Genomic DNA, 11,608 nt, shown 5'->3' with positions numbered 1-11,608 from the left:
ACCTGGCTTTGCGATTTCCGCAAGGTCAGGTGTTTTATGTTTGTTAGGCGCCCACACTGCGTCCGGCCGCGGCCTGTTTGGCTGATGGGCCTTGCAACAGCTCGGCGATATCGGACATCTGAATGACGATCCGGTTAATTTCGTTCGTTGTGTAGGAAAGCTGGGCCATACGCTCTTGAAGCTGGGTGAGGGAGATACCGACCCAGTTTTTCTTTCTACGGTGCGGGAACAGGTCATATTTCAACACCGTCATTGTAGCGGCGAACGGATCAGGCTTAATATATACGTCTTTCATCACGTCGTCCAGATTGAAGAACAGCTTGGAGTTCTTCCATTTGACATAGCCGGGTTCGAATAAGATGACAAGAAAGTCCGACCCGGACTTGTCCTTGTTCTCCATCGTAATGAGCCGGACGGCGCCTTTGGCTTGATTCGGCTTGATGTACTGACCCGAACGGAGATCGGGCAGGAAAGGGACGATCAGTAACGGGCAGAAGCTGGCGATATACAAATAAACGGTTGACTCAAACAAAAGAGAGAGTACAATAAAAGTCAAAAAGAGCAATATACTTGCAATAAGGCCAATACGGTTTGGTTTCATAGTATTTCGATGATCCCGCCTGACATGATAGATTAGGTAGACTGTCCTATTTTAACATAAGCGCCCTATATCTTGTAAACTATTAGATCAGTCACGAGGCTTTACATTTGCAAAATGGAGGCGTCAGCTTATGAAAATGCTGGATAGCGTGTGGAAGCCTAGGAAAAAAATGTCTTACTACCGCAAAAGTCTGCTCATCGCCACGTTGGAGGGATTTCCGGCTGTCGTCATCTTCCAGCTTCTCGGCGGTCCGTTTTTAACCGGGTATTTGCTGTACCTTGGTGCGACATCAACGGAGATCGGATTTATTTTGGCTATTACGACCGTAGTGAACATCATCCAGATCGGCATGGCCGTCCTCATGCAAAAGTTCCGTAACCGCAAGCGGATGCTGCTCATCTTCGGCTCCACACATAGATTGCTGTGGGCTTCCGTCGGCTTGATCCCTTTCCTTGTTCCCGAACATCTGTGGGTTGTGACGTATATCGTGCTCTATACCGTCGCTCATTTGGGCAATGCCGCAGGCGGCGTGGTATGGACCTCGTTGATCAGCGACGCGGTGCCGGGACCGGTTCGGGGGCGCTATTTCGGGCTGCGCAATACGATACTCGGTGCAGTCAGCTCTCTAGCTCTGTTCGTCGGCGGGCAGCTGTTGGACCGGTATCCCGGCGGGCAAGGGTTCCACTATTTATTCATCATTGTCGGTGTCTGTGCGCTGCTCAACGTGCTGGCCTATTGCTTGTATCCGAACCCGCCGTTCGAGCCGTCGACGGCATCGAATCCGCTCGGGATGATCGGTAAACCGCTCAAGGACAGCGCTTTTCTGAAGGCGATTATTTTTCTGGCGGTGTTCTTATTCGTACAGAGCTTGACGGTGCCGCTCTTTTCGTATGTGATGCTCAAGCTGATGGCTATTAATTATGAAACGGTTTCCTATATTACGGTCGTTCATACGCTCGTGATGATGGGCAGTTATTATGTTTGGGGTAACCTAAATGCACGTTATTCCGCACAGACCCTGCTTCTGTGGTCGCTGCCGGTCATCGCCCTGGCCTGCCTGTTGTGGGGGGCGATTGCGTTCATTCCTGCGATTGCCGTGCTGTATGCGGTACATATTGTGCTGGGCGTCGGTTTGGGCGGCTTTAATCAAATGGTTTTTACGTTCACCATCGGTGATACGCCGAAAAGTGAAAGACCCATGTATATTGCAACGTATTCGGCGATTACCGGCGTTGCGGCATTTCTGGGCCCGATCGTCGGGGGCAAGGTGTATGCCTTGATTGCGGCAGCCCCGATCTGGATGCAGATTTATGGCGTTTCGACGCTCGTCGGCGCCGTGCTGCTCCTGCTGGCCTTGGTCGTGGGACGCAGGGTACTTGGGAAACAAATAAGGAGTTGACGAACGAGGTATGGCAAAAAGAAGAATCGGAATCATCGGGCTAGGCGACATTGCCCAAAAAGTATACCTGCCCCTTCTTTCGGTGAATGAACAGGTAGAGATCGCAGGAATCATGAGCTTCACGCCGGCAACGGTTGAACGGATGGCCGCCAAGTACCGGATACCGTTCGGTACGACGCAGCTGGATGAGCTGCTCGCTCTTGGCTTGGATGCCGTCTTCGTACATAGTCCGACTCCGACGCATTATGAGATTGCCATGAAGTGCATGGAACGCGGTATAGCCGTCTATGTCGATAAGCCATTGTCCTATGACTGGGCGCAGTCCGTGGAGATGGCTTCTTACGCGGAGCGCAGAGGGGTGCTGCTGGCGGCGGGCTTTAACCGCAGATTCGCTCCGCTCTATATGGAAGCGCGCGACTGGCTTCGCAAAGCGGGCGGCTTCGACTGGTGCTCAGCCGTGAAGCACCGGATCAAGCAGCAGGGGCACAGTGCCAAAGAGACGCTGTATGACGATTTGATCCATATGCTGGATGTGCTGCTATGGCTCGGCGAGACTCCTTATGAAGTCGCCGTCCGTCATCAGCAGGTCGATCCCGAGGGCAGATTGCTTCATGCGTCAGGTACGCTTGCGTTCGACAGCTCGATGGGTACATACAGCATGGTGAGGCTGGCCGGCGTGGATTTGGAGAAGGTTGAGCTGCACGGAAGCGGGCGTTCGGTGGAAGTGACGAACCTGGAGACCGCGGTGTTCTATGAGCAAGGGGCCGCTCCGCGCGTGCAGACCTTTGGGAGCTGGGACACGGTGCTGGAGCGCCGGGGCTTTGCCGGTGTTGTGCAGCACTTCCTGGATAGCATAGATAATCCCAATGCCTGCACGATTCGCGGCGACCTTGTGCTGCCGTCCCATCAGCTGGTTGAACGTCTATCCGAGTAAGTAACGAGAGGCTGTCCGAAGTAGCGGAAACTACTTGGGATGGCCTCTTTTAAGTTGCGGAGAGCAGTAAACGGACAGTAGAATGATCGGCAAAAGAGCCGGGAACATGCTATGATGGAAAAAATGGAAACCACACCCAAGGAGGACTGCGCGGCGTGTCCAAAGCGGATCAAATGCTGGCCATATTATGGCTCATCAAGTCACACAAGCGAATCACGGCCAAGCAGCTGGCCGACAAGCTGGAAATCCATGTCCGAACCGTATACCGGTACATCGACGCGCTATGCACGAGCGGTGTTCCGATTATTGCGGACTCCGGCCACAACGGCGGCTACCGCCTGCTCGGGCAGTTTAGCGATGCTCCGCTCGTATTCGATCTCGATGAGCAGAAGGCGCTCATTCATGCGGCGGCCTTCGCCATGGAAGCCGGTTATCCGTATGGCGAGAAGTTGAGTCAGGCCGTTGCCAAGCTGAAAACATATACGAATCAAGAGCAGCTGGAGCAAATTCGTCTGCACGAACAAGGGCTGGACGTCATTCAGCCGCAAGCGGATGCAGCGGAGGCTGCGCTGCTGCAAGAAGTGGAGTTGGCGGTTGCCCAGCGGGCTACGCTGCACATGCGGTACCAGAAGGGCTACGGCTCGGTGGCGGAGGACCGCGATCTGGACCCGTATGGCTTAGTCTGTTGGAAAAACAAGTGGTATGTTGTAGGCTATTGCCGTTTGCGGCAAGCAATCCGCAGCTTCCGCGTCGATCGTATGAAAGAAGTGTCCCGAACGGAGCTGACCTTCCAGAGACCGGCCGATTTCTCGGCCCGCCAATTTATTCTCGACAGCGTACTTCCTGACCGGGATACCCCGGAAGAGCGGATCGATGTCGTCATTACAGGCCAAGAGCAAGCTCTGGACGATCTGTGCGGGCATTGGTACCTGGCTCATACGCTTGCGGAGCGGACAAGGCATGAAGCCCGTTTTCAGTTATCGGAACAAGCGATACGCGCCCAGCTGCCCTATTATTTGCTGAGTTACGGGGGCACCGTCCAAGTGAAGGAGCCGCAGCTGCTCATTCGGCTTCTCTTGGACATTACCCAAAATTTGCATCAATTTTATGCGTCGTCGTTGATTGACTGACCGTTTCTGTCAGTGAAGAGGAGGTACAATGTCGTTATCAAGCAACAACATTTCAACGCCTCGTTACTTCGGAAGCGGGGGTTCATTCTTAAGGAGGATGACGTATAATGACGAATCAAACGATTAAAACGTATAACTATCACGTGTGGGCGAATCAAAAGGTATTCGCGCGCCTGCAGGAGCTGCCGGAGGCCATTGTGCATCAAGAGGTTAAGGATGTATTCCCGACGATTCACCATGGACTGGTGCACATTTACCATGTCGACAAGGTTTGGTTGACGGGGATCCAAGGGGGCAGCTACGAGCAAATCAAGGAGCTGGCTGGCGTCACCCAAGCCAAGACCTCGGGCAAGAGTCTACAAGAACTGGAAGCGGCCTATGCGGAGTTGGCGGGTGAATTTCGCGATTTCCTCGAAAGCGTCGGCGATTTGCAAGCGGTGCGGCAGTTCAACCATCCGACATTCGGCGTGCTGAACGCTGAGATCGGAGAATTGGTGCAGCATGTCGTGAACCACGGTACGTATCACCGCGGCAATCTGTCTTCGATGCTTCGTCAACTGGGACATGCAGGCGCTCCGAGCGATATGGTTTACTATTTATATGAAGTGAATAAATAGCTTTATTTGCCGAATGGGGTGTGTCGAGACTGGCCTCCATTGAGTAATTAACAACGCCGGTGTCCGTTAGCGCGGCGCAGGACCGTCAGCTCGGCCGGTTAACGAGCGAAACAAGGGGCTGCCATTCGAGGCAGCCCCTTTGTTTTATCCGCACGAACAGTTGAGCACAGGCTTGCGCGCGGCCAATGCTTCGTCCAAGCGGCTGACGACCGTGGTGTACGGCGCATTTTTGACGATATCCGGATTCTCCTCGGCTTCCTTGGCGATCAGGATCATCGTGTCGATGAAAGCGTCCAGCGTTTGCTTGCTTTCGGTTTCGGTCGGCTCGATCATGATGCACTCTTCCACATTCAGCGGGAAGTAGATCGTCGGCGGGTGATAGCCGAAGTCGAGCAATCGCTTGGCGATGTCGAGCGTGCGGACGCCGAGCTTCTTCTGGCGGTTGCCCGACAGCACGAATTCATGCTTGCAGAAGCGCGGGTGCGGCACATCGAAGTACGGCGTCAACCGAGCCAGCATGTAATTGGCGTTCAGCACGGCGAACTCGGACACTTTGCGCAGACCTTCCGGACCGTACGTCCGGATGTACGTGTAAGCGCGCACGAGGATGCCGAAGTTGCCGTAGTAGCCTTTGACGCGGCCGATCGATTGCGGATAGTTGTAGTCGAAATAAAAGCTGCCGTCCTCCTTCTTCGCCACAAGCGGCGTCGGCAGGAACGGAATGAGCTTCTCTTTGACGCCGACGGGACCGGCTCCCGGACCGCCGCCGCCGTGCGGCGTGCTCATCGTCTTGTGCAGGTTAAGATGCACGACGTCGAAGCCCATGTCGCCGGGACGCGTGATGCCCATGATGGCATTGGCGTTGGCGCCGTCGTAATAGAGCAGCCCGCCGGCTTCATGCACGATCGCCGCGATCTCGACGATCTGCTCCTCGAACAGGCCGAGCGTGTTCGGATTCGTGAGCATCAGCGCGGCCGTATCCGGTCCGACCGCTTGGCGCAGCTCATCCAGATTCACGAGGCCGCGTTCGTCGGACTTGATCGTAACGGTCTCGAACCCGGCGACCGTAGCGCTGGCGGGATTCGTGCCGTGTGCAGAATCGGGGCAGATGACCTTGGTCCGCTTCTCGCCGCGGCTCTCATGGTAGGCGCGGATCATCATGAGCCCGGTCCATTCGCCGTGAGCGCCGGCCGCAGGCTGCAAGGTTACGCGATCCATGCCGGTGATGGCTTCAAGATCTTGCTGGAGATTGTACAGCAGTTCCAGGGCGCCTTGCAGCGATTCTTCCGGCTGGTACGGATGTATTTTGGCGAAGCCCGGGAAGCGGGCTACGTCTTCGTTGATTTTGGGGTTGTATTTCATCGTGCAGGAGCCCAGCGGGTAGAAGCCGTTGTCGATCCCGAAGTTGCGCCGGGACAGAGCGGTATAGTGGCGGATGACGTCCACTTCATAGACTTCCGGCAGCTCCGGGGCGCTCTGGCGCTGAAATTTGGCCGGCAGCACTTCGCTCAGTTCCACTTCCGGGACGTCGGATTCCGGTAAGGAATAGGCGACACGGCCGGGGTGGCTCATTTCGAATATGAGCGCTTTGCCGTCGCTACTCACATTCACGTTGTTGTTATCGCTCATCGTCATACGAGTTCCTCCAATGCGGCTGCGAAGCTGTCGATTTCTTCGCGGGTTCTTTGCTCTGTGACGGCAATCAGCATATGGCCGGCGAGCTCGGGATCATCACGGCCCAAGTCATAGCCGCCGATGAAGCCGCGCTGCAGGAGCTTACGGTTCAGCTCCTGCACATCTGTGCCGTCAGGCAGCTTGACGGCGAATTCGTTGAAGAAGCTGCCGGTGAAAGGCAGCGAGAGCTTGCCGCCGGCTGCGAGACGGTTCGCCGCGTAGTGGGCTTTCTGGACGTTCAGCTTGCCGACGTCCTGTATGCCTTGCTTGCCCATCGTGGACAAGTACACGGATGCGCAGAGCGCGAGAAGCGCCTGGTTGGAGCAGATGTTCGACGTGGCTTTCTCACGCCGGATGTGCTGCTCCCGCGCTTGCAGCGTCAGCACGAACCCGCGCTTGCCCGCGCGGTCTACGGTTTGCCCGACGATGCGCCCCGGCATGCGGCGCATCCAGCTTTCGGCGACGGCGAAGTAGCCGCAGGTCGGCCCGCCGAGCGCGGCCGGGATGCCGAGCGGCTGGCAGTCGCCGACGACGATGTCGGCGCCGAGCTTGCTCGGCGCCTCCAGCAGCCCGAGCGTGAGCGGGTTCGCGCTCACGACGAGCAGTGCGCCCGCGCCGTGCGCGATCGGCTCTGCCGCCCGGATATCCTCCAGACAGCCGAAGAAATTCGGCGATTGGAGGATGACGGCGGCCGCGCCTTCGGCCTTGGAAGCGAGGTCGGCGAAGTCGGTCACGCCCTCCGGCGTGAGGCCGATCTCGACCACTTCCAAGTTCAGCCCGCGGGCGGTCGTGCGCAGGATAGCGCGCGCTTCCGGGTGCACCGCGCGGGAGACGAGCAGCCGGCTGCGCTTCGTCGCGCCGCTGGCGAGGGCGCCGGCTTCGGCCAGCGCCGTGGCCCCGTCGTACATCGAGGCGTTCGCTACGGCCATGCCGGTGAGCTCGCAAATGTACGACTGAAACTCAAAAATCGCCTGCAGCTCCCCTTGGGAGATCTCCGGCTGATAAGGCGTGTACGCGGTGTAAAATTCCGACCGCGAGATCACATGGTTAATCACCACAGGCAGGTGATGATCGTAGATGCCCGCGCCGAGGAAGCTGGCGTAGCGGTCGAAGTCGGCGTTGCGGGAGGCGAGACCGCGCATATAGCGCAGGAGGCCCTGCTCGTCGAGCGCCTTCGAAACGTTCAGCTCGCCCTGGAAGCGCACTTGCTGCGGAATATCTTGAAACATCTCTTCCATGGAAGAGATGCCGATCGTTTCCAGCATGTCTTGCTGATCCTGCTCGGTAATAGGCAAATAGCGATGGCGGTACGTCATGATAAGGGCTTGCTCCTCTCTGGTCACGGCTTTCTTTTGTAAAACGGGGTGGCGACGACCTTGGCCTTCACCTGTGCCCCGCGAATTTCCACAAGCAATTCCGTCCCCGGCGCGCTGTAGGCGGAATCGATTAAGGCGAGGCCGACATTCGTTTTGAACGTAGGGGATTGGGTGCCTGTGGTCACCTCCCCGATCGGGCTGCCGTCCGTGTTGAATACTCGGTAATGCGGACGCGGGATGCCACGCTCGATCATCTCAATGCCGACGAGCTTGCGCGGCGTGCCGTTTGCTTTCTGCCCGGCAAGGACCTCGCGCCCGATGAAGTCGCCCTTATCCAGCTTTACGAAATAAGAGAGACCGGCCTCCAGCGGCGAAATGTCTTGGGAAAGCTCCTGTCCGTAGAGGGGAAGACGCGCTTCGAAACGCAGCGTATCGCGGGCGCCTAAGCCGGCCGGAACCAGGCCATGTTCTTCGCCGGCCTTCAGCAGCAGCTTCCACAGTGAAGCGGCGTCCTTGGCGTCGATATACAGCTCGAAACCGTCTTCGCCGGTGTAGCCTGTGCGGGACAGCAGAGCGTTAATGCCGGCAACGTCTACATTGGCGAGGAATCGAAACGTTTTCAAAGTATGAACGGGAGCCTTCGTAAGTTTGGCTATAATGCGCTCGGCATGAGGACCTTGCAGCGCGAGCATGGCGGTTTCATCGGAAATGTCCGTGATCGTGACATTGTCCATGGCGTTTTGCCGCATCCAGGCCACATCTTTATCGATGTTGGAGGCGTTGATGACGAGCATGTAGTCATTCGTGCCTAATTTGTAAACGAGCAGATCGTCTACGACGCCGCCGTCGGGATAACACATAAGGCTGTATTGGCAGCTGCCGTCTTCTAGTTTGGCAACATCGTTGGTGGTGATTAGCTGCAGGAAAGGCAGGGCGCCTACGCCGGTAACCTTGACCTCCCCCATGTGCGACACATCAAAAAGCCCGGCTTGCTGCCTGACGGCGTCGTGCTCTTTTTGAATCCCCGTAAACTGCACCGGCAGCTCCCAGCCACCAAAATCAATAACTCGCGCTCCATGCTCCGCATAAACCGGAAAGAGCGGTGTTCGTTTCAGCATGCTTTACCCTCGCCTTCGATAATGTACTTACCCTAGGTTGCCCAAAATCGCCAAAAATTGCAGGCACGCAAAAAAGAGCAAAAGATATGCAACACAAACATACCTTTTGCCCTGTCCTTTGTACCTGAGAGTTACCTCGGCCGCTCGCCGAGTTTCCCCTTGGGTGTCCGACTCCCCGCTGCCTGCGGTGATCGAAGCTCTCCAGAGATGCGTCCGATACAGGTCCTTTTGCCTGAGAGATTCACCACATCCGGGCTTACTCCTTCGGCGCCGCTAGCTTGCCTTGCGGTCTCTCCCTGTACCATCATTCGCCAATATTCAATTTGTAGTATAGTATTAATATTTGCCTAGAGTGGTGTGAAATGTCAATTGTAATTTTGAATAAATTTTTAGCCGAACCAACCAAACGGGCTTGTTCCGTACAGGCTTGCGCCGCCGGTTGTCCTTGCCTATGTCCGCCTTGACATGGATGTTCCCGTTAGATTAAGCTATAAGCAAAATTTGGATGTAAGCGAGGGTGTAAACGATGAGTAATGTACAAGCGAATTTGTTATATACCAAAGAGCACGAGTGGGTAGAAAAGCTGTCGGACACGGTAGTCCGCGTCGGTATTACGGACTTCGCCCAGGATCAATTGGGGGATATTGTATTCGTCGAGCTGCCGAAAGCCGGCGCATCCATTACCGCGAACGAAAGCATCGGCAGTGTTGAATCCGTCAAGACGGTTTCGGATATTTTCTCGCCTGTGTCCGGTAAAGTGACGAACGTGAACGGAACCTTGGAAAGCTCTCCGGAACTGGTCAACAGCGAACCGTTCGGCGAAGGCTGGATGGTCGAGGTTGAGGTTTCCGGCGCTGACGCTCTTGAGGGTCTGCTTACAGCGGATGAGTATGCCGCTTACATCGGCAACGAGTAGGAGGCCGTCATGCAATTTGGTCATAAGCCGTCACAGGAACATGAACAGAATGACCGTATACCGCCTGGGCAAACGCTGACCCAAGGCTTCCCGGTGCTTCATTACGGATCCGTGCCTTATTATAACGATATGAGCAAATGGGATTTGCGCATCTTCGGCTTGGTTGAGGAGGAGGTCACGCTATCGCATCAAGAGTTCCTGGCCCTGCCGCGTCAGGAGTTCACGAATGACATCCACTGTGTGACGACGTGGTCTAAGCTGGACAACGTCTGGGAGGGCATCGCGGTTGCGGAGATCATGAAGCGGGTGAAGCTGAAACCGGAGGTAACGCATGTGATGCTGCATGCGGAGCATGGCTGGACGACGAACCTGCCGCTGGAGGACTTCCTGCGGGAGACGTCCTTCCTTGGCGTCCGCCACAATGGCGCGCTGTTGACCCCGGACCATGGCGCTCCGGTGCGTATGGTCGTGCCGCATCTATATTTCTGGAAGAGCGCTAAGTGGCTGCGCGGCATTGAGTTTATGCCGAAGGATAAGCCGGGCTTCTGGGAGCGGAACGGGTACCATATGTACGGCGATCCCTGGGCGGAGCAAAGATACGATTTTGATTAATTGCAGCTTCCAAGCACTGGGCGGATGGACGGCTCGGTGCTTGGGAGCTTTATTATTTCAAGGCCTATGGATCGGGAAACAGCAGCACGCCTTCATGCGTCTTCCACTCACTTCACCAACCGCAGCAGTTCCGCTTTCACACTCTCGTAAGCGTTCCGGTCGTCTTTCTTGGCATAGAATCGCAGTCCGTCGATGCCTTTGAAAAGCAGGGCGCACTTCAGCCGATCTTCGAAATGGGGGATCTCCTGCCCGCGGTCGGCCCAGGCGCTGCGCACCATGTCGGGAATTTGCAGCTGCGGGGTCCAGAGGTGCTGGGAGGCCAAATCGAAGACGAAGTCACCGTAGAAGGCCATCTCCCAATCGACAATACCGGTTACCTTGTTACCGTCCGAAAGCATGTTCCCCAGATGAAAATCCCCATGTACGACATAGCGCTGCTCAGGTGAATGCTTGGCCAGCTCCATCATGACGCCATACAGCCTGTCGAACACTTTCTTTTCCAGGAAGGTGGTCTCGAATAGCGCAAACCACCCCTCCCAGAAGCCGGTCTGCTTCTCGAGAAAGAAGGATGCCAGGAAGTCCGTCCACGTATCGTGGGAGCCGTCGCCGGATGGCTGAATCCAGCCGTATCCTTTGGTTCCCCCTAATTGTAAGCGGTTAATTAATGCGAATTGCTCAACGACGTCCGGAAGGATCCTCCGGATATCCTCAATCGGATACGAAATGATCGTCCGTCCGGGCACTTTATCGGCAATGGCATAACATAAATCTTCGTTCGCCCGGCCGATCTCGCGTACGCGAGGAGCCGGTACGCCTTGTGGCGAGAACGTTGCGTGGATATATCGCTCGCGCACGAAGCCATCGCTGCCGCTATTGAAATGAACGATGAAGGACTGCTGCTGCTGTCGGAAACTGAACACTTTGCTAACTTCGCCTTGGTCTATCGGCTGTACGTCGGTAACCGGGCTTTTTAAGATTCGCTCCAGTAGAGCTTGGGCTGTTGCCGTATCCATAATCGGTTTAATTGGTGCCATGTCATCTTCAGCCTCCTTCGTCCATCATAAGTCCATCCTATGCTTGGATTGAACGGACTAGCCATGGTAAACAGGATACTAAACAGTCTAACACGAATTAGCGCTTATTTACAGGTATTCCCATCCCCTTCGTTCCCTCGATTCCCTCCATGCGACCTTCCGGACACTCTCCCTTCGGCTCAGGAAACGGCTGCAAGTTTGAGTGTTGGTGAGCCGGAGAAGAGGAGTGCGGCATGCATGCAGGTTTGAGCCGCGAA

Annotated in this window: 11 protein-coding genes and 2 riboswitches; of the genes, 6 read left to right on the top strand and 5 right to left on the bottom strand. The window is 55.9% G+C overall.

All coding sequences use genetic code 11. The features are described from left to right. Nucleotides 1-43 precede the first annotated feature (43 nt). The gene (locus tag J2X61_RS01375) at nucleotides 44-532 is read right to left on the bottom strand and encodes a hypothetical protein (RefSeq protein ID WP_310185244.1); all 489 of its coding nucleotides are present in this window, start codon (nucleotides 530-532) and stop codon (nucleotides 44-46) included. A gap of 199 nt (nucleotides 533-731) precedes the next feature. On the opposite strand from J2X61_RS01375, the gene J2X61_RS01370 reads away from it, so the two are divergent. The 4 genes from J2X61_RS01370 (at nucleotide 732) to J2X61_RS01355 (ending at nucleotide 4,681) form a co-directional block, all read left to right on the top strand. Next, nucleotides 732-2,000 carry an MFS transporter gene (locus tag J2X61_RS01370; protein ID WP_310185241.1) on the top strand — a complete coding sequence of 423 codons (1,269 nt, stop codon included), beginning with the start codon at nucleotides 732-734 and terminating at the stop codon, nucleotides 1,998-2,000. 10 nt (nucleotides 2,001-2,010) lie between these two features. Next, nucleotides 2,011-2,934, top strand: a complete 924-nt coding sequence (locus tag J2X61_RS01365) for a Gfo/Idh/MocA family protein (RefSeq protein WP_274466717.1) — start codon at nucleotides 2,011-2,013, stop codon at nucleotides 2,932-2,934. Between the two features lie 155 nt (nucleotides 2,935-3,089). Next, complete coding sequence (locus tag J2X61_RS01360) at nucleotides 3,090-4,064, top strand: helix-turn-helix transcriptional regulator (RefSeq protein WP_310185237.1); 975 nt, start codon at nucleotides 3,090-3,092, stop codon at nucleotides 4,062-4,064. 107 nt (nucleotides 4,065-4,171) lie between these two features. Further along, nucleotides 4,172-4,681, top strand: coding sequence for a DinB family protein (locus J2X61_RS01355; RefSeq protein ID WP_274466714.1), 510 nt, complete (start codon nucleotides 4,172-4,174; stop codon nucleotides 4,679-4,681). A 144-nt stretch (nucleotides 4,682-4,825) separates the two neighbouring features. Here the strand turns inward: J2X61_RS01355 and gcvPB are convergent, their stop codons facing one another. Genes gcvPB through gcvT form a run of 3 tightly spaced genes read right to left on the bottom strand, consistent with a single transcriptional unit; the run spans nucleotide 4,826 to nucleotide 8,789 of the window. After that, a complete protein-coding gene (gene gcvPB, locus J2X61_RS01350) occupies nucleotides 4,826-6,316 on the bottom strand; it encodes an aminomethyl-transferring glycine dehydrogenase subunit GcvPB (protein WP_396135386.1) in 1,491 nt (496 codons plus the stop codon). Next, complete coding sequence (gene gcvPA, locus J2X61_RS01345; protein ID WP_310185235.1) at nucleotides 6,313-7,671, bottom strand: aminomethyl-transferring glycine dehydrogenase subunit GcvPA; 1,359 nt, start codon at nucleotides 7,669-7,671, stop codon at nucleotides 6,313-6,315. Before gcvPA ends, gcvPB begins: the two co-directional genes overlap by 4 nt. Nucleotides 7,672-7,694: 23 nt before the next feature. Further along, nucleotides 7,695-8,789 carry a glycine cleavage system aminomethyltransferase GcvT gene (gene gcvT, locus J2X61_RS01340; RefSeq protein ID WP_310185233.1) on the bottom strand — a complete coding sequence of 365 codons (1,095 nt, stop codon included), beginning with the start codon at nucleotides 8,787-8,789 and terminating at the stop codon, nucleotides 7,695-7,697. A 109-nt stretch (nucleotides 8,790-8,898) separates the two neighbouring features. Further along, a riboswitch (glycine riboswitch) is annotated at nucleotides 8,899-8,996 on the bottom strand. Between the two features lie 3 nt (nucleotides 8,997-8,999). Further along, nucleotides 9,000-9,097, bottom strand: a riboswitch (glycine riboswitch). A gap of 218 nt (nucleotides 9,098-9,315) precedes the next feature. Here gcvT and gcvH point away from each other — a divergent pair. Both gcvH and J2X61_RS01330 read left to right on the top strand, forming a co-directional pair. Beyond that, nucleotides 9,316-9,705, top strand: a complete 390-nt coding sequence (gcvH, locus tag J2X61_RS01335) for a glycine cleavage system protein GcvH (protein ID WP_310185231.1) — start codon at nucleotides 9,316-9,318, stop codon at nucleotides 9,703-9,705. 9 nt (nucleotides 9,706-9,714) lie between these two features. Further along, the gene (locus J2X61_RS01330; RefSeq protein WP_310185229.1) at nucleotides 9,715-10,317 is read left to right on the top strand and encodes a sulfite oxidase-like oxidoreductase; all 603 of its coding nucleotides are present in this window, start codon (nucleotides 9,715-9,717) and stop codon (nucleotides 10,315-10,317) included. Nucleotides 10,318-10,424: 107 nt separating this feature from the next. Here J2X61_RS01330 and J2X61_RS01325 read toward each other — a convergent pair whose 3' ends face one another. After that, nucleotides 10,425-11,351 carry a phosphotransferase family protein gene (locus J2X61_RS01325; protein WP_274466709.1) on the bottom strand — a complete coding sequence of 309 codons (927 nt, stop codon included), beginning with the start codon at nucleotides 11,349-11,351 and terminating at the stop codon, nucleotides 10,425-10,427. Between the last annotated feature and the right edge of the window lie 257 nt (nucleotides 11,352-11,608).

The sequence above is a fragment of the Bacillus sp. 3255 genome (genome assembly GCF_031456485.1).
In the GTDB taxonomy this organism is placed as follows: Bacteria; Bacillota; Bacilli; order Paenibacillales; family NBRC-103111; genus Paenibacillus_E.
The sequence above is the reverse complement of the archived record's forward strand: the minus strand, read 5'-3'. Positions and strand labels throughout refer to the sequence as shown.